Source organism: Campylobacter concisus, assembly GCF_003048445.1.
Classification (GTDB): Bacteria; Campylobacterota; Campylobacteria; order Campylobacterales; family Campylobacteraceae; genus Campylobacter_A; species Campylobacter_A concisus_BF.
Genome location: NZ_PIQW01000001.1, coordinates 175,384 through 195,157 on the forward strand (window position 1 = coordinate 175,384; position 19,774 = coordinate 195,157).

At 33.7% G+C, this 19,774-nt stretch carries 18 protein-coding genes; all 18 read left to right on the forward strand.

The window, feature by feature from the left end:
* The 18 genes from tssK (at position 1) to CVT14_RS01065 (ending at position 19,768) form a co-directional block, all read left to right on the forward strand.
* The gene (gene tssK, locus CVT14_RS00980) at positions 1-1,395 is read left to right on the forward strand and encodes a type VI secretion system baseplate subunit TssK (RefSeq protein ID WP_021086322.1); all 1,395 of its coding nucleotides are present in this window, start codon (positions 1-3) and stop codon (positions 1,393-1,395) included.
* A 9-nt stretch (positions 1,396-1,404) separates the two neighbouring features.
* On the forward strand, positions 1,405-2,169 hold the full coding sequence (gene icmH / locus CVT14_RS00985; RefSeq protein ID WP_021086306.1) for a type IVB secretion system protein IcmH/DotU: 765 nt from the start codon (positions 1,405-1,407) through the stop codon (positions 2,167-2,169).
* Complete coding sequence (locus CVT14_RS00990) at positions 2,170-3,450, forward strand: type VI secretion system domain-containing protein (protein ID WP_021089465.1); 1,281 nt, start codon at positions 2,170-2,172, stop codon at positions 3,448-3,450.
* Between the two features lie 80 nt (positions 3,451-3,530).
* Positions 3,531-4,016: a type VI secretion system contractile sheath small subunit gene (gene tssB / locus CVT14_RS00995; protein WP_012001089.1), complete on the forward strand. Its 486-nt coding sequence runs from the start codon at positions 3,531-3,533 to the stop codon at positions 4,014-4,016.
* A gap of 2 nt (positions 4,017-4,018) precedes the next feature.
* Entirely contained in the window at positions 4,019-5,467 is a 1,449-nt protein-coding gene (gene tssC, locus CVT14_RS01000; protein ID WP_021089502.1) for a type VI secretion system contractile sheath large subunit, read from the forward strand.
* A gap of 8 nt (positions 5,468-5,475) precedes the next feature.
* Positions 5,476-5,865 (forward strand): hypothetical protein, encoded by a 390-nt coding sequence (locus CVT14_RS01005; protein WP_012001091.1) that lies wholly within the window; start codon positions 5,476-5,478, stop codon positions 5,863-5,865.
* Positions 5,865-7,583, forward strand: coding sequence for a type VI secretion system baseplate subunit TssF (tssF, locus tag CVT14_RS01010; RefSeq protein WP_021089462.1), 1,719 nt, complete (start codon positions 5,865-5,867; stop codon positions 7,581-7,583). The genes CVT14_RS01005 and tssF overlap by 1 nt, the downstream gene beginning before the upstream one ends.
* Positions 7,580-8,476 (forward strand): type VI secretion system baseplate subunit TssG, encoded by an 897-nt coding sequence (locus CVT14_RS01015; protein ID WP_021089453.1) that lies wholly within the window; start codon positions 7,580-7,582, stop codon positions 8,474-8,476. Before tssF ends, CVT14_RS01015 begins: the two co-directional genes overlap by 4 nt.
* Before the next feature lie 77 nt (positions 8,477-8,553).
* Positions 8,554-12,042, forward strand: coding sequence for a type VI secretion system membrane subunit TssM (tssM, locus tag CVT14_RS01020; RefSeq protein WP_107849467.1), 3,489 nt, complete (start codon positions 8,554-8,556; stop codon positions 12,040-12,042).
* A gap of 9 nt (positions 12,043-12,051) precedes the next feature.
* A complete protein-coding gene (locus CVT14_RS01025) occupies positions 12,052-12,969 on the forward strand; it encodes a hypothetical protein (RefSeq protein WP_103569546.1) in 918 nt (305 codons plus the stop codon).
* Between the two features lie 64 nt (positions 12,970-13,033).
* The gene (locus tag CVT14_RS01030; protein ID WP_012001093.1) at positions 13,034-13,555 is read left to right on the forward strand and encodes an Hcp family type VI secretion system effector; all 522 of its coding nucleotides are present in this window, start codon (positions 13,034-13,036) and stop codon (positions 13,553-13,555) included.
* Positions 13,556-13,733: 178 nt separating this feature from the next.
* Positions 13,734-14,225 carry a hypothetical protein gene (locus tag CVT14_RS01035; protein ID WP_234403097.1) on the forward strand — a complete coding sequence of 164 codons (492 nt, stop codon included), beginning with the start codon at positions 13,734-13,736 and terminating at the stop codon, positions 14,223-14,225.
* Positions 14,222-14,779 carry a hypothetical protein gene (locus CVT14_RS01040; protein WP_223228990.1) on the forward strand — a complete coding sequence of 186 codons (558 nt, stop codon included), beginning with the start codon at positions 14,222-14,224 and terminating at the stop codon, positions 14,777-14,779. Before CVT14_RS01035 ends, CVT14_RS01040 begins: the two co-directional genes overlap by 4 nt.
* On the forward strand, positions 14,779-15,219 hold the full coding sequence (locus CVT14_RS01045; RefSeq protein WP_107849469.1) for a hypothetical protein: 441 nt from the start codon (positions 14,779-14,781) through the stop codon (positions 15,217-15,219). Before CVT14_RS01040 ends, CVT14_RS01045 begins: the two co-directional genes overlap by 1 nt.
* Entirely contained in the window at positions 15,209-15,844 is a 636-nt protein-coding gene (locus tag CVT14_RS01050) for a hypothetical protein (RefSeq protein WP_107849470.1), read from the forward strand. The genes CVT14_RS01045 and CVT14_RS01050 overlap by 11 nt, the downstream gene beginning before the upstream one ends.
* Positions 15,841-16,392, forward strand: coding sequence for a hypothetical protein (locus tag CVT14_RS01055; RefSeq protein ID WP_223228991.1), 552 nt, complete (start codon positions 15,841-15,843; stop codon positions 16,390-16,392). The genes CVT14_RS01050 and CVT14_RS01055 overlap by 4 nt, the downstream gene beginning before the upstream one ends.
* Positions 16,389-16,940, forward strand: coding sequence for a hypothetical protein (locus CVT14_RS01060; RefSeq protein ID WP_107849471.1), 552 nt, complete (start codon positions 16,389-16,391; stop codon positions 16,938-16,940). The genes CVT14_RS01055 and CVT14_RS01060 overlap by 4 nt, the downstream gene beginning before the upstream one ends.
* Complete coding sequence (locus CVT14_RS01065; RefSeq protein ID WP_199907313.1) at positions 16,940-19,768, forward strand: type VI secretion system Vgr family protein; 2,829 nt, start codon at positions 16,940-16,942, stop codon at positions 19,766-19,768. Before CVT14_RS01060 ends, CVT14_RS01065 begins: the two co-directional genes overlap by 1 nt.
* The last annotated feature ends 6 nt before the right edge of the window (positions 19,769-19,774 follow it).

A 19,774-nucleotide genomic window follows, 5' to 3' on the forward strand; every position in this document is an offset into this window, starting at 1 on the left:
ATGTCTGATAAACTAAAAGTTGTCTGGTACAACGGGATGAACGTTGATAAGGTTCATTTCGAGCAGCAAGAGAGGTATTTTGAGAGAAATTTAAACCTAAAAACCGTCTCGTCTTTATCAAATTTATATGGAGTTTTAGAGCTTGAGATCTCAAGTGAGCTTTTGCTTCAAGGCAAGATAGGGCTAAATAAAATTTCTTGTATCTCGCAAGATGGTACGATATTTAACGCCCCAGATCAAGATGACCTACCAGAGCCTCTTGAGATAAGTCCTAGCGAGCTAAATTCTGCTGTCATAGTGCTAAAACTACCAGTTAGCTCAGGACTTGTTGATGTTAGCTTGCAAAACAACCTGCCAAATCTAAAATTTACTGCCAAGCAAGCGCTCATTAGCTCAAGAGTGCATGATGAAGCTAGCAACGATATCCTGAACGAGCTAGATGACAAAGACGACTTTGAACTTTCGTCTGCTTTTACGCAGGATAAAGAAAATTTGATCCTAGCAAGCCAAAGATCGGCTCTAGGAGTGCTTGGCTCAAAGACGCCTTATGAGCTTAGCGTGCCTATTTGCAGGATAAAAAACATTGACCTCAACAAGCAAATAACGCTTGATGAGAAATTTATCCCAACTTGCATCGATATCAGTAAAAATTCCTTCATAACCAGCTTTATAGATGAGTTTAGCTTTGCTACAAAGCAGCATCAAGAGAGCTATACTGGGCTTTTAGGCGGTATAGATCAGGCTAAAAATAGGCTTGATATTTCAACATATTTGACGCTAAATATGCTAAAAAAATGGCACTTGATATTCTCATATCTTTTCAAAAGAGATAAAATTCATCCAGAGTATCTATATGAAAAGCTGGTTGATTTTCAAGCTGATCTGCTAGCCCTAAGTCACGATGATAGTTTTAGCGAATTTATCGCTTATGATCACAACAACTTAAGTCAAACTTTCGTACCGTTAATAAACAATCTTAGACTTTTGTTCTCGCATATCTTGTCGCCAAAATACGTCATGGCACAGATCGTTAAAAACAATCACGGCTTTTTTGACTGCGTCTTTGATAACCCAAGCATCATAGAAAACTCAGAAATTTACTTTGCTATCCATAGCGATACAAAAAATGAGTACCTGCTTAAAAATTTCAAAGAGCAGTGCAAAATCCACACCCAATCAAACATCAAAAGTATCGTCTCATCACAGCTTCGCGGCATAAATGTAGAGCAAATTTCAGCTATACCTAGTACATTGCCAAAGCTAAATGACTATATCTACTACAAGATCGATAAAAAAGATGAAATTTTCAAAAGCTTCGCAAATCAAAGCGTTATTAGCGTCTATATAACAGCAAATTTATCAAACGCTGACATTAAGATGTGGGCTTTATTATAAGGATAAAAAATGAGTGAAAATCAAAATGACATTTCAGTTTTAAGCCAAACAAAGCTTCTAGGGCTTGGCGCAAATCCTGCCCTAGATCATGTGCTACCACTGCTTCTTTTGGCAAACAGAGTATCAAAACTACAAAATTTTTCACAAAGTGAGATGCAAAATTTACGTGAAAAGCTGATAAATGATATATTAAGCACCACTTCAAAGATCTCAAATTTAGGCATTTATGAAGAGGATGACATCATTAGGCTTAGATATTGCCTTTGCGTTTTTATCGATGAGAGCTTGCTTAAAAATGAAATTTTTATGAATAGTTTTTGGGCGAACAACACCCTAACTACAAGATTTTTTAATGAAAATTTAGGTGGTAACAAATTCTTTGGCATCATGGATAAATGGTTTGAAAATGTTGGCAAAAACAAGGACTTTTTAGAGTTTATCTACGCATGTTTGGTGCTTGGCTACAAGGGTAAATACGAAGCGCAAGAAGATTGCAACGAGAAAATTTCATACCTTTGTGAAAATATAGCCTCAGCCGTTTCACCACTTATCAAAGCTGATGAAAATGTATTTGAAAAGAGCTATTTAAAAACTAAAAAGAGAAGCTTTTTTGAGATATTTTCACTAAGGCATTTGAAATTTTATTTTATCCTTATAGCGCTTGCAGCTATCGCGGCTGCGTTTTTATATAGCACCTACTCGATGGATCAAAACAACGTTAAAAACGACAGCGTTCTAAACAATAAGATAGAAAATTTTATGGACAAAAAGTAAGTGCAAGATAAGTTTTTCAACAAATTTAACGAAAACTTTTCAGAAAACGAACTCTACATCAGTCTTATAGACGAGATGTCAAAGTATAAGACTTTGACTCACGATACGATAAAATGGGACTTTGTCTTTAGCTCGTCTTTAAAGGCATTAAGCGAATTTAGCCTCGATGTAAAGCTTTTAAATTTCTTAGCGATCTCTGCTATAAATTTAAATCAAAAAGATAGCTTTAAAACCCTGATCGAGGCCTTTTCATTTTTTCTAACAACTCTAAAACAAGAGCCAAATTTATTAGCAAAAAATGAAAAGCAAGTGCCTGCTAAAAAAAAGATATTTGCCCAAACGATAGAGCTTTTTACGCAAGCGCATAGGGATGGTATAAATTTAGACGAAGCAGATGCAAGAGCTTTTAATGAGCTTGTACCTGAGCTTTCACGCGAGCTTAGCACGCACTTTGACACGCTTTATATAGAAGAAAAAAGCGAGCAAGCTCAAAAAGTAGAGGAGCCAAAACAGCCGCAAAAGGTAGAGCCAAGCTACTCACAAAGCGTCTCTTTTGGCAGTAGCGACATTAGCACATTTAGCGATAGAGAGTTTAGGGAGTATTTTGTAAATTTATCCATCTCGCTTTTAAAAAATGATATAAAAAATTTGACCGCTTACTCGCTTATTTTTGAGGCGATGTGGGGCAGGATCAAGGCTTTGCCAGTTAGCAGCGAGCAAGTGACGCAAATACGCTATCCTGATGAAAATTTGATCTTACTTTTTAAAAATATGAAAGAAGCAAACCTTGGTAATTTAGAGAAATTTATAAGAAATTTAGCTCTTAATCCATTTTGGATAGATGGCGTTAGGATATTTTATGAGTTTTTAAGATCATCTGGACTAAGCGAGCAAGGCGAACTAGTTTCTAGTATGACTTTAAATTTTATAGAAAAATTCCCAGATATGAAAAAGCTCAAATTTCAAAGTGAAGAGGCATTTTTTAACGAAGAGAGTGCTAAATTTTTTAGTAAAAAAGAGAGCGCAAATTTTATCTCTAGTGACGAAATGAAAAAAGATATGAGCTTTGAAGAGCTGATAAAAGCCCTTGATAGAAGCAAATATACAACAAATTCGCAAAGTGAGCTTAGCTTTTTGTTAGAGCTTTCCAAAATTTTTACAAGCCAAGGCATGGACAACAATGCAAAAGTTGTATATTCGCAAATAGTTAAATTTATAGAAAACACCGAGCTTAAGGATTATTTGTCAGATATTTATATAAAGGCAAAAACATTTTTGTGATAAAATATGTTTTTTTAAAACTTCTTTAATTTTATTTAATTATAATTCTTAAATCATTTACTCAAAAAAAGGATGTTATTATGGCAGAGAATTCAATCCCACCAAAAGAACGTATAAACATTGTTTATAGAACCAAAACAAACAACCAAGAAGCAGATGTTGAGCTTCCATTAAAGCTGATGGTAGTTTCAAATTTAACTGGTGAAAACCAAACTCCACTTGAAGATCGCGAAGTTGTCTCTATAAATAAGATAAATTTCGATCAAGTTATGAAAAGTTTAGACATTCATACTGAATTTTCAGTGAAAAATAGACTAAATTCTGGTAGTGAAGATCTAAATATCGATCTAAATTTTGAAAGCATTCAAGACTTCAATCCAGACAATATCATCAACCAAGTACCTGAGCTAAAAAAGCTATTACAGCTTAGAAAAGCTTTAGTTGCGTTAAAAGGACCTATGGGCAATATGCCTGATTTTAGAAAAGCAGTTTTAGAGGCTATTAAGGATGAAGATAGTAGAAAACAGCTTCTTTTAGAGCTTAAAGACGAAAAAGATAAGGAATAAAAATGTCTGAAACTAAAGTAAAAACTCCTATCATTGAAAGCATAATGCAAAGGAGCAAATATACAAAAGATGATGAAAGTTATAGCGTAGTAAAGCAAGGAGTTGCCGAGTTTATCTCAAATATCATCACAACAAACAACGCTGAAGAGAAGATAAACAAGCTAGCACTTGATGAGATGATAGCCCATATAGACACGCTTTTATCAGCTCAGATGGATGAAATTTTACACAACAAATCTTTCCAAGAGCTAGAGTCTACTTGGCGTGGCATTAGATTTTTGGTTGAGAGAACAAATTTCAACGAAAACGTAAAGATCGATCTTTTAGACGCTACAAAAGAGGAAATTTTGGATGACTTTGAAAACAATCTAGATATAACTCAAAGCACACTTTATAAGCAAATTTACTCAGCTGAATATGGTCAATTTGGTGGTGAGCCAGTTGGTGCTATAGTTGCTGATTATGAGCTAGATAAGTCAAATCAAGACATGACTTTCTTAAACAAAATGTCATCAATTGCAGCGATGAGCCACTCTCCGCTTCTAACTTCGCTATCTTCTAAATTCTTTGGACTTGATAACTTTGGCGAACTTGAAAACATAAAAGATCTAAAGAGCCTACTTGAAGGTCCTCAATACACAAGATGGAGAACTTTTAGAGAGAACGAAGACGCAAAATATACAGGTTGTATGGTAAATAGATTTCTTACTAGATCTCCATATATCCCAGAAGATAACCCTATAAAAAGCTTTAACTACCGTGAAAGCATTGATAAGCACGATGATATGCTTTGGGGTAATGGCGCTTATGCGTTTGCTACAAGACTTACAGAGAGTTTTGCGGACTATAGATGGTGCGGAAACATCATCGGACCAAAAGGTGGCGGCGCTGTAAAAGACCTACCAACTTACACTTATGAAAACTACGGAAGCGTTCAGACAAAAATTCCAACCGAAGTTTTGATCACAGATAGAAGAGAATTTGAGCTTGCAGAAAACGGCTTTATCACACTTACGCTAAGACGTGATAGCAACAACGCAGCATTTTTCTCTGCAAACTCAGTGCTAAAACCTAAAGTTTTCCCAAATACTCCAGAAGGCAAAGCTGCCGAGACAAATTTTAGACTTGGCACACAGCTTCCATATGTATTTTTGATCTCTCGTTTGGCTCACTATCTAAAAGTACTTCAAAGAGAAGAGATCGGTACTTGGAAAGAGCGTAGTGACGTTGAGCGCGGCTTAAATGAGTGGCTAAGACAGTACATCTCAGACCAAGAAAACCCACCAGCTGATGTAAGAAGTAGAAGACCATTTAGAAGCGCAAAAGTCATCGTTAGCGATATAGCTGGCGAGCCAGGCTGGTATAAGATAGAGCTTCTAGCTAGACCTCACTTTAAATTTATGGGGGCAAATTTCGAGCTTTCTTTGGTTGGTAAGCTGGATAAAGAGTAAATTTAAGCATGTCGCTGATAGATAAAATTTTATATGAATTTAGTGATGAGTCAAAATTTCGTCCCTACTTCAAAGACCTAGACAGCGACATCAAAGATCATATCGATACTATCTTAAACTCAAGGCTTGGAAACTACGGCCGTTTAAATGATAGTATCATCGATCTTTGGTCGGTCGGGGTCGAGATAAACGAGCTTGGCCATAGACTTGGCATGGCGATATATGAACTAATCACCTCAAACGAAAATAGAATAGAAATAACTTCTATCGGCTATGATGACTCGCTAAAGCCTTGGCGCATCATCTTTAACATAAACTATAAGCATAAAAACGACAATTTCAAAGAGTATTTGCTAAAGGTTATTTTTAAAAACAATAGATATTGTGAGATTTTATAATGGATTATAATGAAAATAATTTAGCTTATTTTCAAAAAGAGATGGCGTATCTTGATGAAACAAGAGCTCTTTTTATAAAGAATTTCCCAAAAGTTGCACCATTTTTAGATACTAAGAGCAAAGATCCTGATGTTGAGAGTATCATAGAAAATATGGCTATTTTGACATCAAGGATTAGGCAAGAGCTAGATGAAAATATTCCCTTAATAGCTGAGTCTTTGATAAATATCTTAATGCCAAGCTACACAAATCCTTTCCCCTCAGTTTGCATGCAAGAATTTGCTCTAAGAGATGACTTTTCAGAAAAAAAAGAATTTATACCAAAGGGCAGCATCATAGAGTCAAATCCAATAAACGGCGTGGCTTGTAAATTCCAGACGATATATGACGTAAATTTGCTTCCTTTAAAGATATCAAAAGCTTTCATGTCAAACAACAAAAGCGACTATCTTTTAAATTTAAACATATCTATCACCAAAGATGAACTTAGCACCAAAGAGCTTGATACCAGCTTTTTAAATTTATACCTTGGCGATAACATATACTTCTCTTCAACTCTTTTGATGTGGCTAAAAAACTACTTAAAATTTATAGTCATAAGCTTTGAAGATAGCGATGAGGAGATAAAACTTGGAGCTGACAAGCTTAGCTTGGATGAATTTGATGAAGCTTTGATAAAGAGTGATGAGTTTGGTTTTGAGGCGTTTGAGCTTATAAAAGAGCTTTCATATTTTTCATCTAAACTAAATTTCATCCGTATAAATGGACTTGGTTTTTTAAAGAGATTTGACGCAAAAAGCTTTAACATCAAATTTGTCTTTTCAAAAGATATGCCAAATGGCTATGTGCCAAGGCTAGAGTATTTCTCTCTCTTTGCCACGCCAGCGATAAATTTGTTTGCAAAAGGCGCTGAGCCTATACAAAATAACAACAAACGAAGCGAATATAGAATTTTCATCGACCGCTCAAACATAAACGCTTACGAGATAGTCTCTATCACAAAGGTTGTCGCTCACAGTAGCAATAATGAAAAAAGGATACTTAAAAACTACAAAAGCTTTGAGAGGTTTGAGTTTTTAAATAGCCAAAGATCAAAGGATTATTACTTTGTAAGCAACAAAATAGATATGAAGCTAAACTCTTACAAAGAAATTTCATTTTTTAAAAATGACACCAAAGAGCAGACCGTGAGCATCGAGACGCTTTGCTGCAACGGCGACTTGCCAACTAGTCTAAAACTTGGCGAGATAAACAAAATCCAAAATCACCAAGGTGTAGTAACCAAAAATTTAACTATCCCAACTAGTGTAAAACGTGTAAATGTAGATGGAAATTTACTCTGGAGGCTGGTTAGTATCTTGTCATTTAGCTATCAAAGCATACTAAACAAGGGCTCTTTTCTAGCACTGCTTAATGCCTTTATGCTGCCTGATGATGAGTTTTTGAAGAAATTTTCTAGCTCGCTTCATGAGATAAAGACAAAACAGATCCACAGGGTCGATGGCGGCTTTGCAAAAAGAGGAGTGCTTTGTATATTTTATATAGATGAGAGCGAGTTTGAAAGCCTTGGAAATGTCTATGTTTTAGGTATAAATTTGGCTAAGTTTTTATCAAAATTTGCTTCTATTAACTCATTTTGCGAGCTTAAGATCAAGTGCGTAAAGAGTAAAATTTTATTTGATTATGGGTTTTTAAGTGGCACGAAAGAGCTAGTATGAGCGAAGAGATAAACCAAGCTTCATTTTTTAAACTGATAAAAAACATCCTAAAAGATAGGGATAGAAGCGAGATATTTTTAAAAAATAGCTCGAGTTTTGCCTACCCGATCAAAGAGCTCGAGAGCTTAGATGAGCAGGAGCTTACAAAGATAATTGTAAATTTTATGGGTCTTTTAGGAAGCGGCTCGCACCTAACAAGCTACATTTTAGAGAAAATTTCAAAGACTAATGACAATAGCTATGAGTTATTTTTTGATTTTTTTGACAACTACTTGCTTTGGCTATTTTTTGACAGCATTAGTCTAAAAAATTACGCAAGATCTTTTGAAGATGAGCTTGATGATAAAATTTCAAAGATCTTACTTGATATGCTTAACATAAAAGAAAAGCTGCTGGCAAAGAAATTTCTGCCATTTTCGCCACTTGCAGTTAGCCAAAGAAGGCCAAAAAAAGAGGTTGAATTTGCGCTTCAGAGCCACTTTGGGCTAAAAGATAAGCTTTTTATACTTGAAAATTTACCAAACCAAATTTTCATAGCACCATCAAATTTAAACTCTTTAGGCCATAAAAATAGGACACTTGGTAAAAATTTCATCCTTGGCAAAAAGCTTTTTGAAAAACAAACTAAGATCGCAGTCTTTATAAACGGCATAGAGTACGAAGAGGCTGTAAATTTCTTCCCCAAAAAAGATAAATTTAAAGAGCTTCAAGAGACTCTTTCTTATTTTACTAATGATGAATTTGTTTCTGATTTATATTTGAAGATAAATTACTCTCACAAGATGCAGTTTAAGCTTGGGTCAAAATATACAAGTAGTCAAATTGGCTTTGGTTCAAGGCTTAAAAATGATAAAAAAATGTCAAATTTTATAAAATTTAGACTTTGTTCATAAAATTTAACTCCAAAATCAAAAAAATCTGATATAATTACATAAAAGAAATATATTTATTTGTAAAAGGATTTGCAGCTATGGCATTTATCGACTACTTACGCAGATTTTTCACATTTTTTAGGTTTAAACACAGTGTTGTTTTAGTAACTTCTATCGCTCTTAGTGTTTTGTTTTGGCTCTATGCCCCACTTGTAGCATTTAACGATATATACAGCTTTGCTAGCGTTAGCTCACGAGTTAGCGTGCTAGTTGCTTTTTGGGCAGTTATATTGTTTTTTGTCTTGCTTAGACCGCTGATGAACTATTTTGCATCACGCAAAGATGAGAAAAACGACAAACTAAAAGAGATAAAAAAAGAGTCAATGGATAGTTTTGGCAAAGCAAAGAGAAATTTCTTACTTTCGCTAAAAGACGCCAAAACGACTTGGAAAAAAGATATAAATTTCAAAAAATTGCCATTAATAATGATAATAGGCAACGAGGGCGCTGGCAAAAGTGCTTTTATAAACTATTCAAATATCGAATTTCCTCTATCTGATAGCCTAGATACTTATAAAAAGATACACCAAAGTACGACAAATTTTAACCTTTATGTATCAAAATTTGGAGCACTATTAGATACTGAGGGCATTCACTTTGCGCAAGAGAGCCTCTATCAGCCAACTGCGACAGAAGAGCTTCCTGAAGATGATGTAGAGAAAAACAGAGACTATCTACTTAAAAAAGGCGTTTGGAACGAGTTTTTACACTTTTTAAAGAGAAATGACTTTAACTCAAGACTAAGCGGCGCCGTGCTTATCATCGATACGAAAAAATTTCTAGAAGGCACTCAAGAGTATTTTGACGAGCTTATAAGATATATGGTAAAGAGGATAAATGACTGTGAGAAGCACCTTGGCATTAAATTTCCTATCTATGTGGTCTTTAGTAAGCTTGATCTTATAGATGGTATGGGTGATTATTTTAAATTATTTAATGAAGACGTGGCAAACAAAGCACTTGGTATAAATTTAGACTCAAATTTCACCGCCCAAACACTTGAGACAGAGCTTAAGGGCTTAAGCGACTCACTATTTAAACACCTAATGAGCAAAAACTCGATCTCGCACATGCTAGAAGATAAAAAACGCTCATATTTGTTCTTAAAACAGCTTGAAAATTTCTTCGTGCTGGTAAAAGATTTTGTTACAAAGCTAAGCTCTCAAAATGCCCTTAAAAACACATCTGTTATAAACGGAGTTTATTTTGTAAGTGCATATCAAGAAAACATCCCTATAAACTATCTTACAAATACAATTTGTGATAAATATAGCATCAAAAAACCACTTCTTAGAGCGGTAAATAATTACAGCAAACAAAGCTATTTTGTAAAATCATTTTTAAAAGAGATCGCTTTTAAAGCAAATGTAACGAAATTTGGCGCTCAAAATAGATTTATTAAATTTATAAATTTCGCCCTAGTGGCTGCACTTTGTGTGGGAGTTTATTTTGGCTCTAGTTATATTTTAAATATCAAAAATACAAAAGAGCAAATTGCGGCTAACAACGTAGATAAAATTTCAAACTATCTTGATAACAAAAAGTATAAAGATCTTACCGCTACACAAAAGATCGAGCTTTTAAATCTGCTAAAACAAAGTCTAAACGACTATCCAAGGATCTTTAGCGGTGATACTAAATTTGAGTACATCACTCTTGATACCTCTTATAAAGGTTTTACGCCTGTTAAAGCGCTTTATTACGACCTTAGCGCTGACTTTTTCAAAAATACAGTTTTAACTGAGATGGAAAATATCCTAAAAACAGAGAGCGATCCAGATAAGCTTATAAAAGCCTTTTATATGTATGATTCACTTTTTGATAAAAACTATACAAATGTAGATCTATTTAAAATTTGGATAGCTGCAAACTGGGATAAATTTGAAAAATATGGTGTTGCTAAGGACGAGTTTTTAGCACACATCGAAGCTATTTTAAATGCTAAAAATTTAAGCATTTCAGCAGATCAGAGCGCCCAAAGTGCAGCAAATACCAAGCTAACACCTGTTCAAAGAGCAAAAAGGCTCTACTCGATACTTGAGTTTATATCATTTAAAGATGAAAAATCATTCTACGACATCAAAAAAGAGGTTGAAAATTTAAACCAAGTAGTTCAAGAAAAAGAGGCGTTTAATCCATTTAATAAAATTTATACAAAAGAAAATTTAAGAGACTTCTTGGCTAAACTTAGCTCAAACATCGATGAGACCGCAGGCATCGAGTCGTGGCTAATGGATACCAACTCATCTTTAAAAGATATCAGCTCAAATGAGAAAAAAGAGCTAAGTATCGCAGTTGTAGAGCTTTACTTGCAAAACTATGCTGATAAATGGAACCAAATTTTAAGAGCGATCGAGCCAAATGAATTTGCTACTAAAAAAGAGGTCATAGATGAGCTTGAAATTTTGTCAAAAAGAGAAAACCCACTAAATTCTCTTATAAAACTAACTAATCAAAATACAAATTTAAATGATGAAAATTTACTAAAATACATCTACTCTCTAGGTTTTGCTTCAAGCGAGATAAAACGTGTATTTACAGACTTTAGCACTAAATTTACAAACTATCATGCGCTAAATTCTGACGGATCGCTAGATCTTATCAGCAATGACGTCACAAATGTATATAAAAAAGTTAGCGACTATAACTTTGAGATGCTTCAAAGCAGTGACGACAAGATAGTTTATGCGATAAATGGCATAAAAAATGAGAATGATCCATTTATCGTGCTAAATAATGACGCTAAAAAGCTTCCAGATGAGCTAAACGAGTACTATCAAAAGCTATCAAAGCTTGCTTGGAAACAGGTAGAAAACGGAGCTTCATCGCTTTTAGCAACAGCTTATAAAGATGATGTTCTTGATGACTTTGAAAGTCTTATAAAACCTTATTACCCATTTAATGAAAACTCAGCAAAGGCCGTTAGTATCGAAGAATTTAAGAGATTTTTTGGCAAAGACGGAACTTGGAATAGCTTTTATGATAAATATCTAAAACAAATTTTAAGCAAAACAGGCAGTGGTTATAAGGTAAGACCAAAATATGCAAAAGAGCTAAGATTTAATAAAAGTTTCCTTGAAAATATCGCTTATATCGATAGAATTTCAAATTTGATGCTTGATTCAAATGACGAGCTAAAACTAAACTATAACTTAAAAGCGGTTGATCTATCGGCAAATTTCAGCCATATAAATATAGGCTACGGAAATAACTCTTTGGCGTATGATCACACGATCCCATCAAATTTACTTGTCTCAAGTAAAAGCTTTGATATCTCAACACAGTTTAAATTTAATGCAGTTTCAAATGCAGGCAGTGATAAAAAAGAGATCAGCTTTGATGGCGAGTGGGGCTGGTACAAGCTCTTAAAGGCTTCAAATTTCAGCAGCATTGGCGTTAGCACGCTTAACTTTGATGGTAAAAAAGAGTCATATTTTGGCTTTGAAGTTACTCCAAATGGTGGAGAGCTTTTAGAGCTTATGAATATCATACCAACTATTGATTTACCAAGAAAGATGCTTTATTAAGGAAAAGATATGCAAGAAATAGCAGCGGTTATACAAAATTTCGATAAAGCCTCGAGCTTTTTGGCGCAGTATGTCATTTTTGATGAAAACGGCGGAGACATAGGCTCGCTAGATACGGTTAAATTTCCATGCAGCGATACAAGTGGCTCTATAGCTTCAAAGCACGCTCATATAGGCTTTGAAGAGGGTGTTTTTACCATTTGCGGATACGAAGGATGCGAGATATTTTATAGCGATTCTTATTCGAAGTTGCCTGATGATTATGAAAGTGTGATAAATCCAGGAGATATTTTTAGGATAGGCGAGCTTAAATTTATATTTATAGATCCTTCTAGGATAGACGAATATGTCGGCAAAGCCCACAAGATCATAGAAAATACCAAAAATTTTGATGAGCTTGATAATAAAGAATTTGAGCCAGTTGGGAAAATATCAAATGTTGATTTTAAAGAAGAGCCAAAGATAAATTCTCTCATAGATGAAGAAAAAGATATCACTTTAAATGAGAATGTTAATGATGTGCCTTTAAATTTAAATGAGAGCGCTCAAAATTTCGATGAAGAAGATATAAATAGTCAAAGGATGCTAACAGCAAAGAGCATGGATGAACTTTTGATGAATTTGGTTGAGAGCATAAAAGTGCAGCCAAACATGAGCCCTATAAGCGAGCAGAGCAGGACGTTAAATACAAAAGATATGGAAACTATTATAAAAACGCTGCCTCTAAGTGACAACACGACGCTTGTGAATGCTGTTTTGCTTAAGCTTATTTGCAAAGAGCTATATAGTCAAATGTACGATATAGTCGAGAATAATTCGTTTTTCAAATATCTCTCTGGTGCTGTAACAAAAAGCACCAGAGAAGATAAAGAGGCGTTTAATTATTTATTACATAAAGCACTTGAAAGCTATATGTTAAAAAAGTAATGTTTTTAATAAAATAGAAAGTTAATAAAAGTTAAAATAACCAAATTTTTTAATAGGAGTAAATATGTCACAACCAGTGTATATTAAGGTGAAAGGTTCTACTCAAGGACTTATCTCAAGTGGTGCTTCAACAGAAGCTAGTATCGGTAATCGCTATCAGTCAGGTCACGAAGATGAGATCATGGCACAAGAGGTTTCTCACATCGTAACTGTTCCAGTAGATCCACAAAGTGGCCAACCATCAGGACAAAGAGTACATAAGCCATTTAGCTTTACAACATCTTTAAACAAAGCTGTTCCACTTCTTTACAATGCATTAACTCAAGGCGAGAGACTTCCGGAGGTTGAGATCCACTGGTATAGAACATCAACTAGTGGTGGCGCTGAGCACTTCTTCACTACAAAACTAGAAGATGCAACTATAACAGATATCACTCTGGTAAGCCCAAATGCTCAAGACAAGCTAAATAGCGACAAAACTGAGCTTTTCAAAGTTTCAATGAACTATAGAAAGATAGTTTGGGAGCACGTAGCTGCAGGTACAAGCGGAAGCGATGACTGGAGAGAAGCTACTAAAAAAGCTTAAAAAATAACCTAGGGATCCTCCCTAGGGATATCAATCTTCTCGTTGGAAGGACACAAATGAGCCCTTTTTATCATTATCTTTTAAAATACCATGATATGTGAAATGCGATATGAAACACTTAGCTATGATCATATTTCTCATAACATCTTTATATTCACACGAAGCAAACTGCACGGATATGTTTGGACTCATTTTCAGTAAAAATTTAAGTGACGCTGAAGCAGCTAAGTACATCAAATACTACATAGATGATCTTGGATGCGATGCTAATATGACTATTGAAATTCCAGATCTTTCAATAAGATCAAATTTATTAGAGTATGCTTATGATACAAATAAAACAAAAACTTTTGATACTCTTTTGGCAAAAGGAACAGCTGCTAATGCAAGCTTAGCAACGTCTATAGGTATGAGCTTTGCATTTTTCTTTAGAGAAAATGGTGTCGGTATAGACAACAAAAAAGCAAGCCCTGAGCTACTAGAATTTATAAAAACTCAAAAATATAAAGAATTTAAAGAAGAGAAATTTAAGCTAATCAAAAAACTATTAGAACATGGACAAGATCCAAAAGACTATAAAGTTTTAAAGATTATTCTGAAAATTATAAATGAAGAAAAAGATTTAGAGAATTTATTAAATAATGGGAATAAAAAGGAATTAGTACAATGAGGCAATTAGCAATAATCATATTTCTTATAACATCTTTATATTCACAATATTCACATACAATAAATTGTGCTGATATGTTTAACATAATAGCTGATAAAAATATAAGCGACAATGATACAAGAAAATATATTGAGGAATATATTAAAAAATATGGATGTACGACAGATATAACTTTAAAAAATAAAAAGCTTTCTAATAGAACATATGATTTACTCGAATTTGCACATGATTATAAAAAAAATGAGACTTTCGATCTGCTTTTGGATAATGGTGCTAAGCCAAATATGCAATTAGCTACATCTATAGGATTTGACTTTGCATTTTTCTTTAGAGAAAATGGTGTCGGTATAGACAACAAAAAAGCAAGCCCTGAGCTACTAAACTTTATAAAAACTCAAAAATATAAAGAATTTAAAGAAGAAAAATTTAGGCTAATCAAAAAACTATTAGAGTATGGACAAGATCCAAAAGATTATGGCTTCTTAAAAAATATATTAATGCTCATAAATGACGAAAAAGATCTAGAAAAAATATTAAATAGAAAGAATAAATAATGGATTTTTTAAATATAAATAAAAAGAAGTTAGATATAAAAAATGAAAATAATGAAATAGCAGGCGTTGATAAAAAAAGTAAATATGGAGATGCAACAAGAGCGACAAAAGCCGCTGGTGGTGCATTTAGTACTATTGCTGGACCTGGCGGCTTTGTTTATAAGAAAGTTGCTGATATGGCCGAAAGGCAGATTGATATCACAAAAGATAAAGACTACAGAGAATTTAAAGAAATTAAAAAAATGGATCAAGTGGAGTGGTTTAAAAATTACCGTAACCTCACTGACGCCGATATCGAAATGTTTGAAAAGGCATTACAAGAAGAAGAAAACGAAAAAAGATTGAAAGAGCAACAAATGGACAAAAACATAACATCACCAACATCATCACTAACTAAGCCAGTTTATCTAGTATTTCATGGACAAACCAATGAAATTTAATAAAAATATAAAAGAAAATATAATAGGTAATTTGCTTAAGAGATACTATGAAGCTCATGATAAGAAGCTTACTATTTTTATTTTGGTAAGTTATTTTATTTTTTCTTTAGGTATCTTTATATTGCCAAGTGATTTGTTAAGCAAGTTTCAAATATGCCAAGAATTTGTAAATTTTATGAAGCAGTATTTTATTAATATAGAAATTTTTAGCGGAGTTAGCTCTTTTAAAGAAGAGATAGAATTTTATGTAAGTTACATGTGGATAGTTGGTTTATTGTGGGCTTTGGAAACTATTTTTTATACGATATGTCGCTTCTTTATTTTTTTTAACAATGAAACATCAGAAATGATAAAAAGACTTGATTTTAAATGGCTGATTTTTGGATTTTCATTTAGTATTTTTGCTATTTATGTATATTACACTGGCTATATAGTTACAGATGGCATAAGCTTTTTTGCTTGGGACTATAGCGTAATGTTTCAAAGCAAGCTTGAAATTTTTATAGTTATCTCTCTTTTTCAAGCTCTTTTTTCAGGGTTTGGGGTTTATTTATTAGCAGTATCGACATCTATGCTTTTTTATAAGATTTTTTGTGTCAATACACAAAAAGGAAGGATACTATGAGGCTTCTAGTAATAATATTATTCATAACATCTTTATATTCACATGAAGCAAATTGTTTAAATATGTTTGCTGTGATATTTGACAAAAATACAACCGATGAAAATACAGCTAAAGACATAGAATATTACATAGATAAGATTGGTTGTGATGCTAATATTACTTTAGAAAATGATAAATTGCATTATGAACCAAATCTACTTGACAGTACTTATGCAATGAATAAGCCTAAAACACTTGATTTACTTTTACAAAAAGGTACCTTCCCTAGTAAGTGGCTAACAAGAGACATCGCAACAGAATTCCTAGTCTTTTTTAGAGAAAATAGCGATGGCATAAAAGATAAAAAAGCAAGCCCTGAGCTACTAGAATTTATAAAAACTCAAAAATATAAAGAATTTAAAGAAGAAAAATTTAAGCTAATCAAAAAGCTTTTAGAACATGGTCAAGATCCTTATCATTATGGCTATTTGAGGGTTATATTAAAGATAGTAGGAGATGAAAAAGATTTAGATAGACTACTAGAGCAATATAAAAAGGATAATAAATGAGCATATTGATTTCATTTATTATTAATATAGCAATCATCAATTTACATTATCTTGGATGCGTAAATTCATTAAACATTGTAGCAAACAAAGATATAAGCGATGAAAAAACAGCAATGTATATGAAAACATATATAGAAGATTTTAAATGTAGTCCAGATATCGGTGTAAAATCAACAAAACTGACATCTACTTGGATTGATTTATTGTCTCTTTCTTATGTAGTCGATAAGCCAAAAACCTTTGATTATATTTTGTCTAAAAAACCTACTATAACAAGAGAATTAATTGGTGAAATAATTTCAGATTATATAATTTTTTTGGCAAAAAATGGCATTTCAGTATCTAAGAAAACACCGAATACTTTAAAGTCTTTAGAATTTCTAGAAACAGAGCAATATAAAAGATATAAAGAAGAAAAAATGACTTTGATTAAAAAAATATTAGACAATGGAGCTAAATTGGATCTATTTAAATATTTGCTTGAGACACTAGAATACATAAATGATGACAAAGAATTAAGAAATTTGCTTGAAAGTAGGAATAAATAATGGATTTTTTTAATACAAGCAAAAAGAAACTAGATATAAAAAATGACAATCTAGAAGTAAAAGACTTTAACAAAACTACTTATGAAAATGCTAAGGATACAATGAAGTTATTCGGAAGGACCCTTGGTTTAGTATATGAAAAGGCTGCAGATATAGCTGAAACTGGGGTCGATATTATTAACATTAGACATTATAATGAATTTAAATTTTATAAGGGAATGGATATGGTTGATAAATTTAGGGAACTACATAATTCAACCGATACCGATATCGAAATGTTTGAAAAAAGATTACAAGAAGAAGAAAACGAAAAAAGATTGAAAGAGCAACAAATGGACAAAAACATAACATCACCAACATCATCACTAACTAAGCCAGTCATGCTAGCATCTGGCAACTCGGTGGCAACAGACGGCTTTGTAGATTATGGCGTATCTAACGATGCCTTCTCTACTCTTCAGATAGCAAACGATAAATTTATAGTCACAAGGGCTGATATAAATGAGAGTTTAGAGGATATATTTAGCATAGAGTGCTTTGCCTATATAAATTTAGTCAAAAATCCGCTTTATGAAAATTTAGAGAGCATTTATAACGATAACGCTCAAACTGGCATATATAGATACCTTGATAAAGGCATGAAGCTAAGCATAAAAAGACCATCTTCTACAAACAAGAGTATCATCCCAAGCAATAATGGCAGCGACTATATCTACTTTAGCGGCATAGTAAGCGATGTCGAGTATCTAGGCGTTGATGACGATAGTAGTACAAATATAGACAAAAAATATTTCTTCAAATTTAAACTCACATCTTCGCTATATAGACTAAGTATCAATAGAGCAAATAGAATTTACACAGATCAAAGCGTGCTTGAAGTAGTAAAAGAAATTTTGTCTTTTAACAAGCAAAGGCTAACCAAAGAGCTAGACTTCTCAAATATCAAAAATAGCTACAATAAAAAAGAATTTATAGCGCAGTACAACGAAAGTGACCTAGCCTTTATAACAAGACTTTGTCATGATAGTGGCATATATTTTTACGAAGATAATGAGAAAATTTACTTTCATGATACCTTTATCCTAGCTTATAGCAACCAAGCTGAAGGCCTAGCACAAAGCGAACCGAGCAAAGGTAAAGAGGCTAGAAAAGTAAGCTTTAATGTAAATTTAAACAACAACCTTGCAAGCGAACACATAAATAAAATCACAAAGAGCGAAACTCTAAAAGCAAATAGCTTCACCCACTCTTTTCAAAACACAGCCTATCCAAACGTACTAGAGAGCAAAAACGAGAAGATATTTGACGAGCAGGTAAATATCTATGATAAGCATATAAATTTAGATGAGTATTCATTTAGTGATACGAGGTTGCTTGAGGTCAGCACCTATCTTAAAAAGCTAAGAAGCGATATGCTTTTGAAAGAATTTGTCGCTAGCTCAAACGTCTTTGCTCTAAATTTAAACGACAATATCTCAGTCGCCATAGATCAAAGTAGCGGCGAGTATGAGTTTAAAATAATAGCTATAAAACACACTTATATAGACGAAAGCGTTTTAGAAAATACTCTAAATTTAGGTGACAATGTCCCTTTAAAAGATAAGAAATTTATAAGCTCATATACAAATGAACTAAGCATCATCCCAAGCAGTGTGAAATTTGTACCAAGTTACAAGCAAAAGCCAAAAGCGCCTGACATCACTCTAGGCCTTGTTGTAGGACAAGATGGGCTAAATAGCCAAACAAACACCATCCATACGGATAGCTACGGCAGGGTAAAAGTAAGACTAAATGCCTTTAGCACACAAGAGCAGATAGATAAAGACGACACCATAAACGCAAGCTATCATAAAAGTGCCTATCTAAGAGTGATCACACCTATCGCAAGCAACAGCTCTGGCTTTTTTGCGATACCTAGGGTCGGCGATGAGGTGATCATCTCATTTTTGCAAAACGACATAGATAACCCAGTGGTAAGCGGTAGCCTCTATAATGCCTCAAATATGCCACTAGTAAATGTAGATAACAACTACCACCAAACATCGCTTAGCTCAAAAACGATAGGTGCAAACGAGACCGGCATAAACGAGATCACTTTGTCAAACTTAAAAAACAAAGAGCAAATTTATGTAAAAGCCGAGAAAGACTACGACGAGCTAGTAAATAACGATTTTTCTCAAACGATACTAAACGACAAAAGCTCTCAAGTGCATGGTAGCTACACTGAAAGGGTCAAAAAAGCGCATATCCAAACGATAGATCTTGCTAAAAACGTAAATGTCGGAGGCGAATATCTAACGACGGTCGGACTTTCAAAAGATACGGTAGTAGGCGTCTCAAACACGTTAAATGTAGCTGTTGATGATACAACTAGAGTTGGTCAAGATAGACATGAGTTTGTCGGTAATGACAAATTTGTCGAGATAAAATCAAACCTCAACACAACCATACACAACGATGAGACTAAAGAGATAAAAGGTACCAAAGAGCAAAACATAGACGGTAGCTACAAGCTAAACTCTCAAAAGGGCATAAATGAGTTTTCTAACGAGCACATCGTGCTTCAGGCAAACAACTACATCGACATAAATGCTAAGTCAAATTTCACAACAAAAACAGCCGCGCAGCACACCGAGATGGCTGACTCAAAGTTTAGCGAGATCGAGACGACATACGAGGTCAATGCTAAAAATGAGATCATCCACCAAGTAGGCAGCACCAAAGTAACTATAAATGGGGCAAGTGTTGTGATAGAAGTTGGTGGCATAAAAGCGATATTTGACAGCATGGGACTAAGAGTCATCGGCGGAGATATCAAGGCGTTGTAAAAATAT